The following is a 19826-nucleotide window of genomic DNA, read 5'->3' as shown; positions in this document are numbered from 1 at the left end:
GAGCGCTTCGTTCACACCGAAGAGGTCACGGGTTCGAACGCAGTATCGCCCACCCCGAATCTGCGGCCCGGAGGCTTTCAGCCTCCGGGCCGCAGTCGTATTCGCGCCCTTTTCCGTGCGGCACAAGGGAATTGATGCCCCGTCGGCTGCCGTACGGAAAAGCGGAGTCAGTGCATTCTGCCGAGAACGTCCCGGACCCGGCGTGCGTCGCGCAGCCTTTGTTCGTACGTCGCGCCGACGCCGAGCAGCAGCAGTCCGGCGAGCGCGGGCGGCAGCCAGCGCGGCAGGGCATCCACCACTTGGACGAGATAGGGCGCGAGTTCGTGCAGCGCGTCCAGGGCGAGGACCGTGCCGCCGAGCAGCAACGGAGCCCGCAGCCGGTACCGCGCGCCCGCCAGCGTGATCAACAGGGCCGCCGTGCCCAGGAGCAGCGGACGCAGCCAGTGCGCGTCGCTCCAGGCGGCCACCAGGCTCGGCAGGAGGGTCGCCGCCAGGCCGGGACCGTAGGCCGCCCAGGAGGACGTCTCCGGGACGCGGCGGTGCCGCAGCACGCCGATCACGAGCGCAGGGACGGTCACCGGCAGGGTGTAGGCCTCCGGCGTCGACACGTCCCAGGCGGCCAGGCGTACCCAGGCCGCCAGGAGGAACAGCGCCCCGGCGGCGTACCCCACCGGGCGGCGTTCCGTTCGCAGTGCGGTGCCCGCGGCGATGACTCCGCCGAGCGAGAGCGCCAGGGCGAGGGTCGCCGCGTGCCCCGCGGTGAGGGCGATCGCCGGGCCGCCCGCGAGCGCCCCGGTGATCTCGACCGGCGGCGTCAGCCGATGCCGGCCGAGCCGGGCCGCGGCCAGGGCGGCGAGCGCCGGCACGACGAGCGTCAGAAGCCCCGTGTGCTCCGTGCGCAGGTCCAGGGCGGCGCCCGAGGCGCAGGCGAGCGCGGCGGCGTACGCGAGGGCCGCGCAGGCGGCGGTCGGCGCCGGTCCCGCAGCCGTCTCCGGGCGGCGGGCGGCGAACACCGTGGCCGCCAGGAACAGTGCCGTCAGGGCGGCCAGCGTGCCGAGCGTCGCGGAGGTGGTCGCCAGGGAGAGGAGCGCGACGCTCACCGAGGAGGCGACCGCCAGCGCCAGGGAGGTCAGGGCGAGCGCCCCGGACCCCGCACGCGTCGCGAAGGCGAGCAGCACCGCGACCACCGCGATGTGCGCCGATATCCCGGCCGCGTAGGGGAGCCGGAGCGCGGGCGGCAGGGCGAACACCGCGGCCCAGGCAAGGCCGAGGGCACCTGCCCGGGCCACGGACGCGGTCACCACGGGCCCGGCGGCGGCGGGACTCCCCGGCGGGGTTGCTTCGGGATGCGTGGCCCTCTGCGTCCCGTGCCTCTCGGTCGGTGCCGTCGCGGTGGGGGGCAGGAATCGTGCCCCCGCGAACAGCACGCCGGCGACCACGGCGAGTACGAGTGAGGCCATGGCCGGGTGGTGCACCGGCAGTTCATCCGGGAAGACCGCCGTTGCCGCGTTCTGCGGTGCGCCCGACCATGCCTCTCCGGCCCGGGTGACGGGCCTGGCAAGGGCAGAGACCAGCGCGGGCAGCGTCCAGAGCGCCGCGAGCGCGTGCACCAGGAGCGCCGCTCCGGCGATCCCGTGCAGGAGGGGGCGCGGCAAGGCGGTGCGTACGACCGCCAGCATCGCGACGGCGCAGGCCAGATAACCCGGCACCGCCCACGCTTCGGGCAGCGCCTCGCGCAGCACGCCGCCCGCGGCGGCAGTTACGAGCAGGCCGCCCGCGAACGCCGCGCCCGTCGCCTGCACAGGCGGCGCGATCAGCCACGCCGACACCAGCGAGATCGCCGCCGCGAGGAGCAGCAGCGCACCCGCCCGCATCGCGCCGGGCAGATCCGTGGCCGCCCAGGACAGGTAACCGGCGGCCGCCGCGCCCCACAGGCCCGCGGCGCAGGCGCAGACGGTCGCGATGACGCGCACGCCGGGGTCGCCGGCCCGCAGCGCGACGGCCACGTCGAACGCCGCCGTCACGAGGAGCGCGGCCACCGTCGCGTGCTCACCCGCGTCCGCCGCACGCGCCCAGAGGAACAAGGGGAGTTGAGCGGTCGCCACGGCGAGCGGCAGCGGCAGCCGGAGGTCGCGGAAGGCCAGGCCGTACGCCGCCCACAGCGCGGCAAGCACGGCGGACGCGGCGGCGGTATAGCCGAGGGCGCCGGCCTGCGGCAGGGCGACGGCATGAAGGGCGTACGCGTCGAGGACGGTCAGGGCGAGGCCGAGCGCGGCCACCGTCTCCGCCGTCGAACGCAGCTTCCGGCGCAGCAGCAGCGCCGGTACACCGAGGGCCGTCAGTGTCACGGCCGCGAGGACGGCGCTGCGTCCGCCGATGCCCAGGTGGCCCCAGCTCACCAGCGTGAACGCGATCGCCGCGATGGTGAGCAGGATGCCGCCCAGCGTGAGCAGGACGTTCTGCACGTTCGGCGGTGTCGCCTCCGGAGCGCGGACCGGCCGTGGGGGAGCGGATGCGGGGACGGGCCCGGGCGCGGTCGCCGCCTGGAGGACGCCGATCAGCCAGGCGCGGCGATGCAGCAACTGCGACCTGCGTGCGTCGAGTCGGCGCAGCTCCAGGTCGAGGACGCGGAGCTCCTCGGCCGGGGGCGGAATGTTCGTCATGTCCGTGGAGTGTGGTCCACGACACTGCGGCGGACATGGGCGCGGATACTCAGGTCGTACTCAGATCGGGCGTCCTGACGGCAGACTCGGTCCATGGACTGGAGCCACTACCGCTTCCGCAGCGTCTGGAACGTGCCCGCCCCGCCCGCCGACGTGTTCGCCGTCCTCGAACGCGCCGAGGACTATCCGGCGTGGTGGCCCCAGGTGCGCGAGGTGACGCCCGTCGACGAACGCACCGGCACCGCGCGCTTCCGTTCCCTCCTGCCGTACGACCTGTTCGTCACCGGCGAGGAACGGCGCCGCGACGAGGAGGCCGGGATCCTGGAGATCGCCATGACCGGGGATCTGGACGGCTGGGCGCGCTGGACCGTCACGGCGGTGCCGGGCGGGACACGTGCGCTCTACGACCAGGAAGTGGTGGTGCGAAAACCGCTGATGCGACGCTTCGCCGTCCCCGGCCGACCCGTTTTCCTGCTCAACCACGCGCTGATGATGCGCGCGGGGGAGCGAGGCCTGAAGGCGCACCTCAGGCGGGGCTGACGGCTTTCGCACAAGCGGTTTGATGGAAACCGGCGGGGACCTGTATTGTTCAGTCCGTTCCCGGGCGATTAGCTCAGTGGGAGAGCGCTTCGTTCACACCGAAGAGGTCACTGGTTCGAACCCAGTATCGCCCACCCGGAGAATGCCGGTCCGTCACCGACGGACCGGTTTTTTCATGCCCGCAGGCAGAGCGTGTCGTCGTCGAGCGGCAACCGTCAGGCGGCCGCGGGCAGTTCGGGACGCAGCGGCCAGGCGGGATCCACTGTCTCCGGCGTACCGCTGCGCGCGAACCAGGCCTGCAGACCGCGGGCCTGCGCCGCGTGCCACACCGCCTGCAACGCGTGCAGCTCGGCCGGCGAGAGCCGCTCGAGCCGCGAGGCGAAACGCTGTCCCACGGCCCGTACGACATCGAGGGCGGCCTGCGCGTCGGCCGCCGCGTCGTGCGCACCGTCCAGCTCCACCGCGTAGTGCGCGCACAGATCGGTCAGTGTGCGACGCCCCTTGCGATACCGGTCGAGCTGCTTGTCCAGGACCCGCGGATCCAGGACACACAGGGGCGAACCCCCCATGTAATGACCGAGCGACGACGCGCGGTGCCGGCGCAACTCCCGGTCCAGGATCGTCAGATCGAAGGGCGCGTTCATGACGACGATGGGGCGGCCCGCCGCGCCCTGTTCCGCCAGTTCCCTCGCTATCTCCTCCATCACCGGCGCGGGCCAGCGGCCGTTGTGCTGCAGATGTTCCTCCGTAAGGCCGTGCACCGCGGTGGCGCTCTCGGGCACCGGAACGCCCGGGTTCACCAGCCAGCGGGTGATGCGCGGGCGGGTTCCCGCGCCTTGCTGGACGACGACGGCGGCCGACACAATGCGGTCGGTCTCGACGTCGACGCCCGTGGTCTCCGTGTCGAATGCGGCCAAGGGCCCCTCGTACCAGCACGTCATAGTGACGCAACTCCTCGATCATGTCCGGCAGATGGCTTTCCTCCCCCTGCCCACACCGGTGATACCCGGCCCGTTTGCGCCGTACGCGGCCCGGAGACAACAGAGGTACAGGGTTTGGAAGTTGACCGGCCCGAAGCGTGGATTCACCGGTTCGGAAGGCACGTTGGACATGGCGCTCGCGCAGCCCGAACAGGGTGGGCTGCTGCCCGGGCGGATCGCACCGCCGCGCGGCACACTCGCCACCACCGCCTGTATGGAGACCCTTCAGGTGGGTTATCTGCACGCTGTCGCCGCCGCGGCGGGGTGCTCGCTCTCACAGCCCTTTCCCGACAACGGAATCGACTGGCACGTTAGCCACAGCGCCCCCGGGCACACGGTCGACGACGAAGTCACCATCAAGGTGCAGCTCAAGTGCACCTACCAGATACCGCCGGACCCGCCGGGCCCGTCCTTCTCCTTCACGCTCGACAACCCGCACCTGGAGAAGCTCGCAAGGACCCCGGTCGCGGTGCACAAGATCCTGGTCGTGATGCTCGTGCCCCGGTCGCAGGACGACTGGCTGCGCGCGGGGCACGACCGGCTCGACCTGCGGCACTGCTGCTACTGGACCAACCTCGCCGGTCACCGGGTGACCGGCCGGCGCAGGACCACCGTCCGCGTCCCGACCTCGCGGATCTTCGACGACAGGGCCCTCTGCGAGATCATGACGCGCGTCGGGACGGGAGGGAGACCCTGATGCACCGCCCGATCGACGAGCCACTACGCCCCGTTCGCCCGCACCCGGTCGAAGCCGCGGGCCCCCGGGCCGATCACCCCGGCCCGCAGGATCCCCCCGACCCCTCGCAGGTCGACCCCGCGGTGCTCGGCGTCCTGCTCGACCGGCACGGCTGGCACCGGCGCGGGGGAGCGGCCGGCCGCTATGCCCGCTGGACTCCGCCGGGCTCCGGCAGGGGCGGTGCGAGCCTTCTCGTCCCGGAGAGCAGGGCCTTCCCCGACTGCGACGACCTGCTCGGCGAGGCGCTCACCGCCCTGTCGCGCAGCGCGACGCCCTCCGCGCGTGACGTCCTCGTCGGTCTTGCCGTGCCCAGCGACGAGATCCGCTGGTGGCGTGACGTTCCGGCGGGTCCGGCGGGCGCCGCGACCTGGACGGCCGAGGAGAAACTGCGCTCGGCGGCACGGCAGATGCTGCTCGCGGGCGCCCTCGCGGCGCGCGGCCGGGCCGGGTACTACGGGGCGCGGCACCGCGGGCCCGCCGCCGCGGCTCTGGAGCACGTCCTGGTGGGGCCCGCTCCGGGTGGGCGGCAGCTCACCGCGTTCGTGCCCGTCCTGGCCGGGCGTCCCATCGCGGTGCGGCTGCACCAGGCGCTGTACGCGGTCCGCGAGGCCGTCGACTACCAGCGCGCCACCGGTGGCATGGACGCCTTCGACGGCGCGGTCGAGGCGGGCGCCAGCCATGAGCTGACGGAAGCCTTGGTGGCGCTGGTGCGGGGCACGGAGGGCGCGCGGATCGCCGTGCAGTGGGCGCCCGCCGCCGGGGTGCCCGAGGGGTGCGCCGTCGATGCGGGGCCCGTCGAGTTCTCGCCCGGTGACCTGCCGGTGCTGCGCGAGGCGGGCGCCCGCTATCTGCGCGACGAGCCGGCGATGCCGGTGCGGATCACGGGGGCCGTGGTGCGGATGCGGCGGTCGGGGCCGCGGGGTGAGGGCACCGTGCGGGTCCGGGTGCTCGCGGGCGTGGACGTCCCCCACGTACGCATGACCCTCGACGAGGAGGGGTATCGCATCGCGGGCCATGCGCACCTGGTCGGGCTGCCGATCCGGGTGCACGGGCGCCTGGAGAGCCGGGGCGGGTTCCGGCGGCTGACCGGGGCTTCGGGAGTGGTGCCGGTGCAGGTGGACGAGTCGGAGAAGGACCGCCTGATGAAATCGCTCCAGGAGCATCTCGACTTCTTCGAGGAGGCGTGCGGCGGGGACTGAGGCGGGGCGCGGCCGGGGCCGGCGGGATACAGGGGGATATCCGTTTCGCGATGGGCGCCCCCGGCTCGGTACGATTCGTTTCGCGTGCAGCAGCAGATCTGCCGCGACCCCCTTCAGGTAGGAGAGACCGGTGTCAGACGTCCGTGTGATCATCCAACGCGATTCCGAGCGGGAAGAGCGCGTGGTGACGACGGGCACTACGGCCGCCGAACTCTTCTCCGGGGAGCGCACCATCGTCGCCGCCCGCGTGGCCGGCGAGCTGAAGGACCTCGCGTACGCCGTGCAGGACGGCGAGGAGGTCGAGCCCGTCGAGATCTCCTCCGAGGACGGCCTGAACATCCTGCGCCACTCCACCGCGCACGTGATGGCGCAGGCCGTGCAGGAGCTCTTCCCCGAGGCCAAGCTGGGCATCGGCCCGCCGGTCAAGGACGGCTTCTACTACGACTTCGACGTCGAGAAGCCCTTCACGCCCGAGGACCTCAAGGCCGTCGAGAAGAAGATGCAGGAGATCCAGAAGCGCGGCCAGCGCTTCTCGCGCCGCGTCGTCACCGACGAGGCCGCCCGCGAGGAGCTCGCCGACGAGCCGTACAAGCTGGAGCTCATCGGCATCAAGGGCTCCGCGTCCAGCGACGACGGCGCGGACGTCGAGGTGGGCGGCGGCGAGCTGACCATCTACGACAACCTCGACCCGAAGACCGGCGACCTGTGCTGGAAGGACCTCTGCCGCGGTCCCCACCTGCCCACCACCCGCAACATCCCGGCGTTCAAGCTGATGCGCAACGCCGCGGCGTACTGGCGCGGCAGCGAGAAGAACCCGATGCTCCAGCGCATCTACGGCACCGCCTGGCCCACCAAGGACGAGCTCAAGGCGCACCTGGAGTTCCTCGCCGAGGCCGAGAAGCGCGACCACCGCAAGCTCGGCAGCGAGCTGGACCTCTTCTCCGTCCCGGAGCAGATCGGCTCGGGCCTGGCGGTCTTCCACCCCAAGGGCGGCATCATCCGCCGGGTCATGGAGGACTACTCGCGCCGCCGCCACGAGGAGGAGGGGTACGAGTTCGTCTACACCCCGCACGCCACGAAGGGGAAGCTCTTCGAGACCTCGGGCCACCTGGACTGGTACGCCGACGGCATGTACCCGCCCATGCAGCTCGACGAGGGCGTGGACTACTACCTCAAGCCCATGAACTGCCCGATGCACAACCTGATCTTCGATGCGCGCGGGCGTTCCTACCGTGAACTGCCGCTGCGCCTCTTCGAGTTCGGCACCGTGTACCGCTACGAGAAGTCGGGCGTCGTGCACGGTCTGACCCGGGCCCGCGGCTTCACCCAGGACGACGCGCACATCTACTGCACCAAGGAGCAGATGGCGGACGAGCTCGACAAGACGCTCACCTTCGTCCTGAACCTCCTGCGCGACTACGGCCTGACCGACTTCTACCTGGAGCTGTCCACCAAGGACCCGGAGAAGTTCGTCGGCGCGGACGAGGTGTGGGAGGAGGCCACCGCGACGCTTCAGCAGGTCGCCGAGAAGCAGGGCCTCCCGCTCGTCCCCGACCCGGGCGGCGCCGCCTTCTACGGCCCGAAGATCTCCGTGCAGTGCAAGGACGCCATCGGCCGCACCTGGCAGATGTCGACCGTGCAGCTGGACTTCAACCTGCCGGAGCGCTTCAACCTGGAGTACACCGGCCCCGACGGCACCAAGCAGCGTCCGGTGATGATCCACCGTGCGCTCTTCGGGTCGATCGAGCGGTTCTTCGCGGTGCTTCTGGAGCACTACGCGGGTGCGATGCCGCCGTGGCTCGCCCCGGTGCAGGCCGTGGGCATCCCGGTCGGGGACGCGCACATCCCCTACCTCCAGGAGTTCGCGGCCGACGCCAAGAAGAAGGGCCTGCGGGTCGAGGTGGACGCCTCCTCCGACCGGATGCAGAAGAAGATCAGGACGCAGCAGAAGCTGAAGGTCCCGTTCATGATCATCGTCGGTGACGACGACATGAACGCCGGCACGATCTCCTTCCGCTACCGCGACGGCTCGCAGGAGAACGGCATTCCGCGCGACCAGGCCCTGGCCAAGCTGCTCGGCGTGGTGGAGAGCCGCGAGCAGGTGTGACCCCACCCCGCTGACGCGGGCAAGGAAAGGCCCCCGGGACGTTCAGCGTCCCGGGGGCCTCTCGTCGTCCTCCCGCGCGAACACCTGCAACAGCCACGCCGAGAACGACCCCGTCACCGCGCCGAGCAGCGCGAGCCCGCAGGCCATCAGACCCACCGCGATCAGCCGTCCCACCGGCGTCACGGGAATCTCGTCGCCGTAGCCCACGGTCGCGAGCGTGGCCGACGCCCACCACACGGCGTCCCCGAAGGTACGGATCGTGGCACCCGGAGCCGTGTGCTCGTGGTGATAGACGGCGAGCGCCGCGGTGAAGCCGAGGAGCAGCGCCGAAAGCCCCGCGTACGCGGCCACGCGCGCGTGCAGCGCCAGACGCGGTTTCCCGTGCCTGCGCTGGACGGTCTCGTAGACGTGTACGACGCGCAGCGGGCGCAGCAGCGGCAGGACGAGAACCAGGGTGTCCAGCCAGTGGGTGCGCGGGAAACGCAGCCCCTGCCCGCTCAGCCGCCAGCGCACCGCGTAGTCCACGGCGAACAAGGCCCAGGCCGCGCAGAGCACCGCGAGGCATACGTTGCGCCACCCCTCGGGCAGCCCCGGGGCCAGGACCTGCACCGCGTACGAGGTCAGGTAGAGGAGCGACGCCACGGCGAGCAGTGCCTCCGTGCGGGTCTCCCAGTGTGTCTGACGCCTTTCATCGGTCATCGCCCCAGCTTCGCGGTGCGGTGCCCGGCGGGCGCCCCGCCGACACGCTCCGCTCGCGGCAAGTCATATGCTGCACTGCATGACGAGTGAGCCGGAGCAGCAGATCGGAGTGGGGACGCAGGACGCGTTCCAGCGCCTGTGGACGCCCCACCGGATGGCGTACATCCAGGGCGAGAACAAGCCGAGCGGTCCGGGCGCCGACGACGGCTGTCCCTTCTGCACCATCCCGGCGAAATCCGACGAGGACGGCCTGGTCATCGCGCGCGGCGAGCAGGTGTACGCGGTGCTCAACCTCTACCCGTACAACGGCGGCCACTTGATGGTCGTGCCCTACCGCCACGTCGCCGACTACACCGAGCTGACCGCCCCGGAGACGGCCGAGCTCGGCGAGCTCACCAAGCAGGCCATGACGGCGCTGCGTGCCGCGTCCGGCGCGCACGGCTTCAACATCGGCATGAACCAGGGCACGGTGGCGGGCGCCGGCATCGCCGCGCATCTGCACCAGCACGTCGTGCCGCGCTGGGGCGGGGACACGAACTTCATGCCGGTCGTGGGGCACACGAAGATCCTGCCGCAGCTGCTCGCGGACACCCGCAAGATGCTGGCCGACGCCTGGCCCGCCTCCGCGTAGGTCGGCTCACGCGTCGTACACGTCCGCCTTCCTCGGCATCGGGTCCTGGACCGCGCCGCTGAGGAAGCCGGAGCGTGCACCGAACTTCTCCGTGTCGACGCCGTTCTCCGCGAGCACCTTGATGGCCGCCGAGTGCACCACGCGCAGCACCGGTGTGGCCGCGCGCAGCGCGTCGTCGGCCATGAAGCGGTGCCGCCACGGCTTGTCCGCCCAGGCGTGCCGCAGGCCGAAGGGCTCGGGCAGGACCAGTTTGCCGCCGAGGTGGTCCAGGACCGGGGGATACCAGGTGAAGGGGGCGCGCAGCGCGAGGCGTACCACCTCGTCCGCGTCGATCAGGGGCAGCTTGCGCTCCGTGGTCTCCCAGAACTTGATGGGCTTGGAGACCTTCTTGACCTTGGGGTCGGGCTTGCTGGTGAACAGGGAGTGCACCGGGCCGAGCGCGTGGCCGGTGACCTCGATGCGCAGGGTCTCGTGCAGGACGGTCACCGTGATCAGCATCGTGATGACCAACTGGCCGTCCCAGAGCGTGAACTGGCAGCCCAGATAGTGCCGGTTGCCGCCGCCGAACTGCTGTTCGTTGCAGATCCGCTGTACTTCGTGGCCCCGGACCTGGAAGGCCTCGACCTCCGTGCCCGAGGGGCGGGAGACCGCCTTCGCGTTCTCCCCGATGGGGGTGACGATCCAGTGCTTTATCGACGGCGTGGGGAAGCCGCCGGTGTGCAGGGGGCCGCGTTCGAGCAGGCGCAGCTGGTCGTGCACCGCCTTTATGACGTCCCAGCTGCGGAAGGGGTGGATCTCGGTGCCTTCCTTGCCGGCGACCAGCTCCTCGGCGAGCTGCCAGCTGCCCCAGCGCGTGCCCATGCCCAGGATTCCCTTGGGGCCCGCGTAGAAGACCGAGTTGCTCTGCTGCTCGGCGGAGAGGCGGGCCAGGCCCTGGCGGAGCTGCTCGGCCGTCGTCTCGCCCGGGCTGCCCGGCACCGCCTCGGGGATCTTCGCGCCGATGCCGCCGCCGGAGAGCAGGCTCGACCAGCGCTCGCGCAGGTCTCTCGCGGTGCGCTCGGCGATCAGCTTGGCCCAGAACCAGCCCGCCACCGGGACGACTATCGCCGCGCGGATGTACCAGCCGAGGAGGCCGTCGACCGGCAGCTTGATGAGAAAGATCACGGCGAGGACGCCCACGGCCACCATGACGGCCGTGGCGATCGCGCTCGCCCGCTTGTTGTCCCGCTTGACCACGGCCTGCTTGATGGAGAACAGCAGCAGCCAGACGATGAGCCCGGGCAGGAACAGCAGCCCGCACAGCACCATGACCACGGTGAGCCAGCGGTCGCGGTCCTTGCGGATGTTATTCGCCGCGAGGCAGTGCTCGACGATCGCCTGCGGTTCCATGCCGAAGGACTGGATGAGCGGCTTGCGGGCGCCGCCGAGCATCCGCACCTGCACGGCCCTGGCGAACGCCTCGCCCAGATTCGGCGCCATGAGCGACCAGAGGCCCTTGTGGACCTCGGACTTGTGCCATTCGTTGTTGGCATCGAGGATCTTCGAGGCCTTGTCGTCGCGGTACGCGGCCGACGCGAGGGCATGGGTTGCCGCCGTCTGTCCCGCGGCCCCGGACAGCGGGACCTGGGCCCCGGGCCTGAAGTCGAATACGTCGTCCGCCACTGCCGCCCCCATCGCCGCACTGCTCTGCTGCTGCGGCTCTTCCCGACTTCCCTGCCCGGCACACCTGTTGATCAGGTCATCAGCGTATCGGTGCGCACCGGCATCCGGCAGGGCGCATCGCTACCCCCTGCCGGAAACCTTCGACTAGGAGACGTCCTGCGCCTGTTCACGGATCCTTTCGGAGAGCTGGGGCGGCATGGGTTCGTGGCGCGCGTACGTGCGGCTGAAGCGTGCGGTGCCCTGCGAGAGGGACCGCAGGTCCACGGCGTACCGCCCGATCTCGATCTCGGGCACCTCGGCCCGTACGAGCGTGCGTCCGCCCGGTGCCTGCTCGGTGCCGACCACCCGGCCGCGCCGCCCCGAGAAGTCGCTCATCACCGGCCCCACGTGGTCGTCGCCGACCAGGACGCGCACCTCGGCCACCGGCTCCAGGAGATGGATCCTGGCGTCGGCCGCGGCCTCGCGCAGGGCCAGTGCGCCCGCCGTCTGGAACGCCGCGTCCGAGGAGTCCACCGAGTGGGCCTTGCCGTCGAGCAGCGTGATCCGCACGTCGATCAGGGGATAGCCCGCGGCCACGCCCTTCGCGGCCTGCGCGCGCACGCCCTTCTCGACGGACGGTATGAACTGCCGCGGCACGGCGCCGCCCACCACCTTGTCGACGAACTCGATGCCGCTGCCGCCCGGCAGCGGTTCGACCTCGATCTCGCAGATCGCGTACTGGCCGTGGCCGCCGGACTGCTTCACGTGGCGGCCGCGTCCCCCCGACTTGCCCGCGAACGTCTCCCGCAATGAGACCTTGTGGCTCACCACGTCGACCTGCACGCCGTACCGGCTGCGCAGCCGCTCCAGGGCGACGTCCGCGTGCGCCTCGCCCAGGCACCACAGGACCACCTGGTGGGTGTCCTGGTTCTGCTCCAGGCGCATCGTCGGGTCCTCGGCGACCAGACGGGAGAGCCCCTGGGAGAGCTTGTCCTCGTCCGCCTTGCTGTGCGCCTCGATGGCGAGCGGCAGGAGCGGGTCGGGCATGTCCCAGGGCTCCATGAGGAGCGGGTTGTCCTTGGCCGAGAGGGTGTCGCCCGTCTCGGCGCGGTTGAGCTTGGCGACGCAGGCCAGATCGCCCGCGATACAGCGCGTCAGGGTGCGCTGCTGCTTGCCGAAGGGAGAGGACAGCGCGCCGATGCGCTCGTCCGCTTCGTGGAGGGGGCGGCCCTCGTGGCCGTGGTCGGCCAGGCCGTGCCCCGAGACGTGCACGGTCTCCTCGGGACGCAGGGTGCCGGAGAAGACGCGTACGAGCGAGATGCGCCCCACGTAGGGGTCGGACGCCGTCTTCACGACCTCGGCGACGAGCGGCCCGTCGGGATCGCAGGCCGGCGCGGGCCGCGTCTTGCCGTCCGGCGTGGTGACGGCGGGCGCCGGGTGCTCCAGGGGGGTGGGGAAGCCGCCCGTGATCAGCTCCAGGAGCTCCACCGTGCCGATGCCCTGGCGGGCGCCGTCGGCCGCGGGTGCCGCCGCGAGCACGGGGTGGAAGATGCCGCGTGCCACGGCCCGTTCCAGATCGTCGACCAGTGTCTTGAAGTCGATGTCCTCGCCGCTGAGGTAGCGGTCCATGAGGGACTCGTCCTCGCTCTCGGCGATGATCCCCTCGATCAGTTTGTTCCGTGCGTCCTCGATCAGCGGGAGCTGGTCCTCGCCGGGCTCGGACTCCTTGCGCTCGCCGGACGCGTAGTCGAAGATCCGCTGCGAGAGCAGCCCGACCAGGCCGGTCACCGGAGCGTGCCCGTCCGGCCCCTCGGCGCCGTGCAGCGGCAGGTACAGCGGAAGCACCGCGTCCGGGTCGTCGGCGCCGAAGGCCTCCGCGCAGGTCCGCGTCATCTCCCGGAAGTCGGCGCGGGCCGCCTCCAGGTGGGTCACCACGATGGCCCGCGGCATGCCGACCGCCGCGCACTCCTCCCAGACCATGCGGGTCGCGCCGGTGATGCCTTCGATGCCCTCGGCCGCCGAAACGATGAAAAGGGCCGCGTCCGCGGCGCGCAGACCGGCCCGTAACTCGCCGACGAAATCGGCGTACCCGGGGGTGTCCAGAAGGTTGATCTTGTAGCCGCCCCATTCGACGGGCACCAGGGACAGCTGCACCGAGCGCTGCTGCCGGTGCTCGATGTCGTCGTAGTCGGAGACCGCCGTGCCGTCCTCCACACGGCCCGCCCGGTTCACCGCCCCCGCGGTCAGCGCGAGGGCCTCCACGAGAGTCGTCTTGCCCGATCCGCTGTGGCCGACCAGCACCACATTCCGTACGGACGCGGGGTGGTCGGCCGCTGTAGCCCTGCCGGCGGCTCCGGGGTGTGCGTTCGCCTTGTCGCCCATGCCTTGGCCTCCCGGTTACGTGCGCGGTGAGGAGGCACAGCCCCCTCGGGGATGCTGGCTGCTCGCGGACGTGCGGGGCCGTGTGCGGGTCGGCTCCGGCGACGCCCGCGGTGCTTTCGAGCTTTCCACCCGGGTCACTGTGCGTCCATACGTCGTACGCGATCGTGAGGGGGCGAGCCGGTCCGTCAAGGGCGTGACTACGATGGGCCAGCCGGTGGCCAACAGGGGCCGCGCGGCGCACCGACCCCCCGGGAAGGCCATGCTGAACAAGTACGCGCGTGCATTCTTCACGCGTGTTCTCACACCGTTCGCCGCGTTTCTCATCCGACGCGGCGTGAGCCCCGACGCGGTCACCCTCATCGGAACCGCCGGGGTGATGGCGGGCGCGCTGGTCTTCTTCCCCCGCGGCGAGTTCTTCTGGGGCACGATCGTCATCACGCTCTTCGTGTTCTCCGACCTGGTCGACGGGAACATGGCGCGGCAGCTGGGACGCTCCAGCCGCTGGGGAGCCTTCCTGGACTCGACGCTCGACCGGGTCGCCGACAGCGCGATCTTCGGCGGCCTCGCCCTCTGGTACGCGGGCTCGGGCGACGACAACATCCTGTGCGCCGTCTCCATCTTCTGCCTGGCCAGCGGCCAGGTGGTCTCGTACACGAAGGCGCGCGGCGAGGCGATCGGCCTGCCCGTCGCCGTCAACGGCCTGGTGGAGCGCGCCGAGCGCCTGGTGATCACTCTGGTGGCCGCGGGCCTCGCGGGGCTGCACAAGTTCGGCGTCCCCGGCATCGACGTACTGCTGCCCGTCGCCCTGTGGATCGTCGCCGTCGGCAGCCTCGTCACCCTCGTCCAGCGCGTCGTGACCGTGCGCCGGGAGTCCGCCGAGGCGGACGCGGCCGCGGGAGCCGCACAGGGCAGTGAGGCCACGTCGTGAAGGACCGCCTGACCGACGCGCTCTACGGAGCCGCCTGGAGCTCGGTCAAGAAGCTCCCGGAACCGGTGGCGGTCCGGCTCGGCAGGACCATCGCCGACACGGTGTGGAAGCGGCGCGGCAAGGGCGTCCAGCGTCTTGAGGCCAACTACGCGCGCGTGGTGCCCGACGCGAGCCCGCAGCGCCTGGCGGAACTGTCCAGGGCGGGCATGCGCTCGTACCTGCGCTACTGGATGGAGTCGTTCCGGCTGCCGTCGTGGAGCCGGGAGCGCATCGAGGGCGGTTTCAGCGCCAAGGACCTGCACCACCTGACGGACGGCCTCGCCTCCGGCAAGGGCGTCATTCTGGCCCTGCCGCACCTGGGCAACTGGGACCTGGCGGGCGCGTGGGTGACCACGAAGCTGAACACGCCGTTCACGACGGTCGCCGAGCGGCTCAAGCCCGAGACGCTGTACGACCGCTTCGTCGCCTACCGCGAGGGCCTGGGCATGGAGGTGCTTCCCCACCAGGGCGGCTCGGCCTTCGGCACGCTGGCGCGGCGGCTTCGCGCGGGCGGCCTGGTCTGTCTCGTCGCGGACCGGGACCTCTCGGAGTCCGGCGTCGAGGTGAAGTTCTTCGGGGACACCGCGCGGATGCCCGCGGGGCCCGCGATCCTCGCGCAGCAGACGGGGGCGCTGCTGCTGCCCGTCACGCTCTGGTACGACGATTCGCCCGTCATGAAGGGGCGCGTTCACGCCCCCATCGACGTCCCCGAGACAGGTACCCGTACGGAGAAGACGTCTGTCATGACGCAGGCGCTGGCAGACGCCTTCGCCACGGGTATCGCCGACCATCCGGAGGACTGGCACATGCTGCAGCGCTTGTGGCTCGCTGATCTCGACCCCGCGAAGGGGCCCGCGGACGGTTCCGGGCACCCGGCCGAGGGGACCGCGCCGTGAGGATCGGCATCGTCTGCCCCTACTCGTGGGACGTGCCGGGCGGCGTCCAGTTCCACATCCGTGACCTCGCGGAGCACCTGATCCGCCTGGGACATGAGGTGTCCGTACTGGCCCCGGCGGACGACGAGACACCCCTTCCGCCGTACGTGGTGTCGGCGGGCCGCGCGGTTCCCGTGCCGTACAACGGCTCGGTGGCCCGGCTCAACTTCGGGTTCCTCTCGGCCGCGCGGGTGCGGCGCTGGCTGCACGACGGCACCTTCGACGTCATCCACATCCACGAGCCGACCTCGCCGTCGCTCGGGCTGCTCACGTGCTGGGCGGCGCAGGGCCCGATCGTCGCCACGTTCCACACGTCCAACCCGCGCTCGCGGGCGATGATCGCCGCCTATCCGATCCTGCAGCCCGCCCTGGAGAAGATCAGCGCGCGCATCGCGGTGAGCGAGTACGCGCGGCGCACGCTCGTCGAGCACCTGGGCGGCGACGCGGTCGTCATCCCGAACGGCGTGGACGTCGACTTCTTCGCGAAGGTCGAGCCGAAGGCCGAGTGGCAGGGAGGCACGATCGGCTTCATCGGCCGTATCGACGAGCCGCGCAAGGGCCTGCCGGTCCTGATGAAGGCGCTGCCGAAGATCCTCGCCGAGCGCCCCGGCACCCGCCTCCTTGTCGCGGGGCGCGGCGACGAGCACGAGGCCGTCTCCTCGCTGCCCGTCGAGATGCGCGAGCGCGTGGAGTTCCTCGGCATGGTCAGCGACGAGGACAAGGCACGGCTGCTGCGCAGCGTCGACGTGTACGTCGCTCCCAACACCGGGGGCGAGAGCTTCGGGATCATCCTGGTCGAGGCGATGTCGGCGGGCGCGCCCGTCCTCGCCAGCGATCTGGACGCCTTCGCGCAGGTCCTCGACCAGGGCGCCGCGGGTGACCTGTTCACCAACGAGGACGCGGACTCGCTGGCCGAGGCGGCCCTGCGGCTCCTGGGCGACCCGGCGCGCCGCGAGGAGCTGCGCGAGCGCGGCAGCAAGCACGTGCGCCGCTTCGACTGGTCGACGGTGGGCGCCGACATCCTCTCGGTGTACGAGACGGTGACGGACGGAGCGGCGGCGGTGGCCGCCGACGAACGCTCCGGGTTCCGGGCCCGGTTCGGACTCGCACGGGACTGATCGCCGCGGGGCCGGGGAGCCCGGCGGTCCTGAGGTCCTGCCGGCTCGACTAGCCTCGGGCCGGTGACCTCGACACTGATCTGGATCGCGGTAGCCCTCTTCGCGATCGGCCTCTACCTGAGCTGGACCGCGGGCCGCCTCGACCGGCTGCACGCCCGCATCGACGCGGCCCGCGCCGCCCTCGACGCCCAGCTCCTGCGCCGCGCCTCGGTCGCCCAGGAGCTGGCCACATCGGGGGTGCTCGACCCCGCGGCCTCCATCGTGCTCTACGAAGCGGCGCACGCGGCCCGGCAGGCGGAGGAGGAGCACCGCGAGGTCGCCGAGAGCGAGCTCAGCCAGGCGCTGCGCGCGATCTTCGGGGAGGCGCAGCAGGTCGAGGTGGTGCGCGAGGCTCCCGGCGGCGACGAGGCGGCGACCGAGCTGGCCGCCGCCGTACGCCGGGTGCCGATGGCCCGGCGCTTCCACAACGACGCCGTCCGCGCGGCGCGCGCCCTGCGCAGGCACCGCAAGGTCCGCTGGTTCCGCCTCGCGGGGCACGCGCCGTTCCCGATGGCCTTCGAGATGGACGACGAACCGCCGATCGCCCTGGCCGACCGCGCGACCGCGTAAGCGACCCCTCGCCGCCACCGTGTCCCCGCTGACCAGCGGCGTTGGGGAAAAATGAGCCACCGGTCACCCATTGGCCCTTGCTGTGGCCTTGTCGCCGGGAGTTTCCTCGTAGGCGCAGGAACCCGTCTTCAGCGAGCGAGGTCAACTCCGTGTCCACCACCTCTTCCAGCACCAGCCAGTCGCCCGAGACCGGCACCGCGCGCGTCAAGCGCGGCATGGCCGAGCAGCTCAAGGGCGGCGTCATCATGGACGTGGTCAACGCCGAGCAGGCGAAGATCGCCGAGGACGCGGGCGCCGTCGCCGTCATGGCCCTGGAGCGGGTCCCCGCCGACATCCGCAAGGACGGCGGCGTGGCCCGGATGTCCGACCCGAACATGATCGAAGAGATCATCGAGGCCGTCTCCATCCCGGTCATGGCCAAGTCCCGCATCGGCCACTTCGTCGAGGCCCAGGTGCTCCAGTCCCTCGGCGTCGACTACATCGACGAGTCCGAGGTCCTGACCCCGGCCGACGAGGTCAACCACAGCGACAAGTTCGCCTTCACGACCCCCTTCGTGTGCGGCGCCACCAACCTGGGCGAGGCCCTGCGCCGTATCGCCGAGGGCGCGGCCATGATCCGCTCCAAGGGCGAGGCCGGCACCGGCAACGTCGTCGAGGCCGTGCGCCACCTGCGCCAGATCAAGAACGAGATCGCCAGGCTGCGCGGCTTCGACAACAACGAGCTGTACGCCGCCGCCAAGGACCTGCGCGCCCCGTACGAGCTGGTCAAGGAGGTCTCCGAGCTGGGCAAGCTGCCGGTGGTCCTCTTCTCGGCCGGCGGTGTCGCCACCCCCGCGGACGCCGCCCTGATGCGCCAGCTCGGCGCCGAGGGTGTCTTCGTCGGCTCCGGCATCTTCAAGTCGGGCGACCCGGCCGCGCGCGCCGCCGCCATCGTGAAGGCCACCACCTTCTACGACGACCCCAAGATCATCGCGGACGCGTCCCGCAACCTCGGCGAGGCCATGGTCGGCATCAACTGCGACACCCTGCCCGAGGCCGAGCGCTACGCGAACCGCGGCTGGTAGGGCACTCCGCAGATGAATGACACCCCTGTGATCGGCGTCCTGGCACTCCAGGGCGACGTACGGGAGCACCTGATCGCCCTGGCCTCGGCGGACGCCGTGGCCAGGCCGGTCCGGCGGCCCGAAGAGCTGGCGGAGGTGGACGGCCTGGTCATCCCCGGCGGCGAGTCCACCACCATCTCCAAGCTGGCCGTCCTCTTCGGTCTGATGGAGCCCCTACGCGCGCGCGTGCGCGCCGGTATGCCGGTCTACGGCAGCTGCGCGGGCATGATCATGCTCGCCGACAAGATCCTCGATCCGCGCTCGGAGCAGGAGACCTTCGGCGGCATCGACATGATCGTGCGCCGCAACGCCTTCGGGCGGCAGAACGAGTCCTTCGAGGCGGCCGTCGACATCGCGGGCATCGACGGCGACCCCGTGGAGGGCGTCTTCATCCGCGCCCCGTGGGTCGAGTCGGTCGGCGCGCGCGTCGAGGTGCTCGCCGAGCACGAGGGGCACATCGTCGCCGTACGCCAGGGCAGCGCCCTTGCCACGTCCTTCCACCCGGAACTGACGGGCGACCACCGCGTGCACGAGCTGTTCGTCGGGATGGTGCGGGGGAACGCGGGGGCGGGATCCTTGTAGGATCGCGGGTACCTCCCGGGCCCTTTCGATCCGGGGGCGTTCGTACAGGTTGGGTAACGCGAAGGAGACAGGCAGATGTCCGGCCACTCTAAATGGGCTACGACGAAGCACAAGAAGGCCGTGATTGACGCCAAGCGCGGCAAGCTCTTCGCGAAGATGATCAAGAACATCGAGGTCGCGGCCCGTACGGGCGGCGCCGACGTGTCCGGGAACCCGACCCTCTTCGACGCCATCCAGAAGGCCAAGAAGAGCTCGGTCCCGAACAAGAACATCGACTCCGCGGTCAAGCGCGGTGCCGGCCTCGAAGCCGGTGGCGCCGACTACGAGACGATCATGTACGAGGGCTACGGCCCGAACGGCGTCGCGGTGCTCATCGAGTGCCTCACCGACAACCGCAACCGCGCGGCATCGGACGTGCGCGTGGCGATGACCCGGAACGGCGGCTCCATGGCCGACCCGGGCTCCGTCTCGTACCTGTTCAACCGCAAGGGCGTCGTCGTCGTCCCCAAGGGCGAGGGCGAACTGTCCGAGGACGATGTCCTGGGCGCCGTCCTGGACGCCGGTGCCGAAGAGGTCAACGACCTCGGTGAGTCCTTCGAGGTCCTCTCCGAGGCCACCGACATGGTCGCGGTCCGCACCGCGCTCCAGGAGGCCGGCATCGAGTACGACTCGGCCGACGCCAACTTCGTCCCGACCATGCAGGTCGAGCTGGACGAGGAGGGCGCCCGGAAGATCTTCAAGCTCATCGACGCGCTCGAGGACAGCGACGACGTCCAGAACGTCTTCGCCAACTTCGACGTGAGCGACGAGGTCATGGAGAAGGTCGACGCGTAGCGCTGTCGCGAGCTGAGCAGTTCCGGCGGGCCGGGTGGGACACACGTCCACCGGCCCGCCGCTGTTGTCGGTGGCAGCGGATAGCCTGGCGTCAAGTCAA

At 71.2% G+C, this 19826-nt stretch carries 17 protein-coding genes and 1 tRNA gene; 13 read left to right on the top strand and 5 right to left on the bottom strand.

Annotated elements, in window-relative coordinates; genetic code table 11:
• Nucleotides 1-167: 167 nt before the first annotated feature.
• A complete protein-coding gene (locus tag ACQKIP_RS04815; RefSeq protein WP_365866551.1) occupies nucleotides 168-2663 on the bottom strand; it encodes an SCO7613 C-terminal domain-containing membrane protein in 2496 nt (831 codons plus the stop codon).
• A 93-nt stretch (nucleotides 2664-2756) separates the two neighbouring features.
• On the opposite strand from ACQKIP_RS04815, the gene ACQKIP_RS04810 reads away from it, so the two are divergent.
• Nucleotides 2757-3203: an SRPBCC family protein gene (locus ACQKIP_RS04810; RefSeq protein WP_365866553.1), complete on the top strand. Its 447-nt coding sequence runs from the start codon at nucleotides 2757-2759 to the stop codon at nucleotides 3201-3203.
• A 62-nt stretch (nucleotides 3204-3265) separates the two neighbouring features.
• A tRNA-Val gene (locus ACQKIP_RS04805) sits at nucleotides 3266-3337 on the top strand.
• An 81-nt stretch (nucleotides 3338-3418) separates the two neighbouring features.
• Here the strand turns inward: ACQKIP_RS04805 and ACQKIP_RS04800 are convergent.
• Nucleotides 3419-4144 carry a 3'-5' exonuclease gene (locus ACQKIP_RS04800; RefSeq protein ID WP_365866555.1) on the bottom strand — a complete coding sequence of 242 codons (726 nt, stop codon included), beginning with the start codon at nucleotides 4142-4144 and terminating at the stop codon, nucleotides 3419-3421.
• Nucleotides 4145-4313: 169 nt separating this feature from the next.
• On the opposite strand from ACQKIP_RS04800, the gene ACQKIP_RS04795 reads away from it, so the two are divergent.
• From ACQKIP_RS04795 to thrS, 3 genes are all read left to right on the top strand, one after another.
• Nucleotides 4314-4880, top strand: coding sequence for a DUF4365 domain-containing protein (locus ACQKIP_RS04795; protein WP_365866629.1), 567 nt, complete (start codon nucleotides 4314-4316; stop codon nucleotides 4878-4880).
• Complete coding sequence (locus ACQKIP_RS04790) at nucleotides 4877-6118, top strand: hypothetical protein (protein ID WP_365866631.1); 1242 nt, start codon at nucleotides 4877-4879, stop codon at nucleotides 6116-6118. The genes ACQKIP_RS04795 and ACQKIP_RS04790 overlap by 4 nt, the downstream gene beginning before the upstream one ends.
• 130 nt (nucleotides 6119-6248) lie before the next feature.
• On the top strand, nucleotides 6249-8225 hold the full coding sequence (gene thrS / locus ACQKIP_RS04785) for a threonine--tRNA ligase (protein ID WP_365866557.1): 1977 nt from the start codon (nucleotides 6249-6251) through the stop codon (nucleotides 8223-8225).
• A gap of 42 nt (nucleotides 8226-8267) precedes the next feature.
• On the opposite strand, the gene ACQKIP_RS04780 is transcribed toward thrS, so the two are convergent.
• Nucleotides 8268-8924 carry a potassium channel family protein gene (locus ACQKIP_RS04780; RefSeq protein WP_365866559.1) on the bottom strand — a complete coding sequence of 219 codons (657 nt, stop codon included), beginning with the start codon at nucleotides 8922-8924 and terminating at the stop codon, nucleotides 8268-8270.
• A gap of 67 nt (nucleotides 8925-8991) precedes the next feature.
• On the opposite strand from ACQKIP_RS04780, the gene ACQKIP_RS04775 reads away from it, so the two are divergent.
• The gene (locus tag ACQKIP_RS04775) at nucleotides 8992-9555 is read left to right on the top strand and encodes an HIT family protein (protein ID WP_365866560.1); all 564 of its coding nucleotides are present in this window, start codon (nucleotides 8992-8994) and stop codon (nucleotides 9553-9555) included.
• Between the two features lie 6 nt (nucleotides 9556-9561).
• Here ACQKIP_RS04775 and ACQKIP_RS04770 read toward each other — a convergent pair whose 3' ends face one another.
• Nucleotides 9562-11229 carry a hypothetical protein gene (locus ACQKIP_RS04770; protein ID WP_365866562.1) on the bottom strand — a complete coding sequence of 556 codons (1668 nt, stop codon included), beginning with the start codon at nucleotides 11227-11229 and terminating at the stop codon, nucleotides 9562-9564.
• A gap of 132 nt (nucleotides 11230-11361) precedes the next feature.
• Nucleotides 11362-13578, bottom strand: a complete 2217-nt coding sequence (locus ACQKIP_RS04765) for an elongation factor G-like protein EF-G2 (protein WP_365866564.1) — start codon at nucleotides 13576-13578, stop codon at nucleotides 11362-11364.
• Nucleotides 13579-13780: 202 nt separating this feature from the next.
• Between ACQKIP_RS04765 and pgsA the strand changes: the two genes are divergently transcribed.
• From pgsA to ACQKIP_RS04730, 7 genes are all read left to right on the top strand, one after another.
• Entirely contained in the window at nucleotides 13781-14506 is a 726-nt protein-coding gene (gene pgsA, locus ACQKIP_RS04760) for a phosphatidylinositol phosphate synthase (RefSeq protein ID WP_365866633.1), read from the top strand.
• Complete coding sequence (locus tag ACQKIP_RS04755) at nucleotides 14503-15441, top strand: phosphatidylinositol mannoside acyltransferase (protein WP_365866566.1); 939 nt, start codon at nucleotides 14503-14505, stop codon at nucleotides 15439-15441. The genes pgsA and ACQKIP_RS04755 overlap by 4 nt, the downstream gene beginning before the upstream one ends.
• The gene (locus ACQKIP_RS04750; protein ID WP_365866567.1) at nucleotides 15438-16598 is read left to right on the top strand and encodes a glycosyltransferase family 4 protein; all 1161 of its coding nucleotides are present in this window, start codon (nucleotides 15438-15440) and stop codon (nucleotides 16596-16598) included. Before ACQKIP_RS04755 ends, ACQKIP_RS04750 begins: the two co-directional genes overlap by 4 nt.
• Before the next feature lie 63 nt (nucleotides 16599-16661).
• Nucleotides 16662-17207 (top strand): hypothetical protein, encoded by a 546-nt coding sequence (locus ACQKIP_RS04745; RefSeq protein ID WP_361192613.1) that lies wholly within the window; start codon nucleotides 16662-16664, stop codon nucleotides 17205-17207.
• Between the two features lie 149 nt (nucleotides 17208-17356).
• Nucleotides 17357-18271 carry a pyridoxal 5'-phosphate synthase lyase subunit PdxS gene (gene pdxS / locus ACQKIP_RS04740; RefSeq protein ID WP_365866569.1) on the top strand — a complete coding sequence of 305 codons (915 nt, stop codon included), beginning with the start codon at nucleotides 17357-17359 and terminating at the stop codon, nucleotides 18269-18271.
• 12 nt (nucleotides 18272-18283) lie between these two features.
• Nucleotides 18284-18892 carry a pyridoxal 5'-phosphate synthase glutaminase subunit PdxT gene (gene pdxT / locus ACQKIP_RS04735; RefSeq protein WP_365866571.1) on the top strand — a complete coding sequence of 203 codons (609 nt, stop codon included), beginning with the start codon at nucleotides 18284-18286 and terminating at the stop codon, nucleotides 18890-18892.
• A gap of 75 nt (nucleotides 18893-18967) precedes the next feature.
• Nucleotides 18968-19726: a YebC/PmpR family DNA-binding transcriptional regulator gene (locus ACQKIP_RS04730; protein WP_361192606.1), complete on the top strand. Its 759-nt coding sequence runs from the start codon at nucleotides 18968-18970 to the stop codon at nucleotides 19724-19726.
• The last annotated feature ends 100 nt before the right edge of the window (nucleotides 19727-19826 follow it).

The organism is Streptomyces sp. NPDC059900, assembly GCF_050270335.1.
Taxonomy (GTDB): domain Bacteria; phylum Actinomycetota; class Actinomycetes; order Streptomycetales; family Streptomycetaceae; genus Streptomyces.
This window is presented reverse-complemented; position numbering and strand designations above follow the sequence as displayed.

Bases quoted from the DNA above. Each gene is read 5' to 3' on its own strand.
- ACQKIP_RS04815 (WP_365866551.1), bottom strand. From the start codon at position 2,663: ATGACGAACATTCCGCCCCCGGCCGAGGAGCTCCGCGTCCTCGACCTG.
- ACQKIP_RS04810 (WP_365866553.1), top strand. From the start codon at position 2,757: ATGGACTGGAGCCACTACCGCTTCCGCAGCGTCTGGAACGTGCCCGCC.
- ACQKIP_RS04800 (WP_365866555.1), bottom strand. From the start codon at position 4,144: ATGACGTGCTGGTACGAGGGGCCCTTGGCCGCATTCGACACGGAGACC.
- ACQKIP_RS04795 (WP_365866629.1), top strand. From the start codon at position 4,314: ATGGCGCTCGCGCAGCCCGAACAGGGTGGGCTGCTGCCCGGGCGGATC.
- ACQKIP_RS04780 (WP_365866559.1), bottom strand. From the start codon at position 8,924: ATGACCGATGAAAGGCGTCAGACACACTGGGAGACCCGCACGGAGGCA.
- ACQKIP_RS04775 (WP_365866560.1), top strand. From the start codon at position 8,992: ATGCTGCACTGCATGACGAGTGAGCCGGAGCAGCAGATCGGAGTGGGG.
- ACQKIP_RS04770 (WP_365866562.1), bottom strand. From the start codon at position 11,229: ATGGGGGCGGCAGTGGCGGACGACGTATTCGACTTCAGGCCCGGGGCC.
- ACQKIP_RS04765 (WP_365866564.1), bottom strand. From the start codon at position 13,578: ATGGGCGACAAGGCGAACGCACACCCCGGAGCCGCCGGCAGGGCTACA.
- pgsA (WP_365866633.1), top strand. From the start codon at position 13,781: ATGGGCCAGCCGGTGGCCAACAGGGGCCGCGCGGCGCACCGACCCCCC.
- pdxT (WP_365866571.1), top strand. From the start codon at position 18,284: ATGAATGACACCCCTGTGATCGGCGTCCTGGCACTCCAGGGCGACGTA.
- ACQKIP_RS04730 (WP_361192606.1), top strand. From the start codon at position 18,968: ATGTCCGGCCACTCTAAATGGGCTACGACGAAGCACAAGAAGGCCGTG.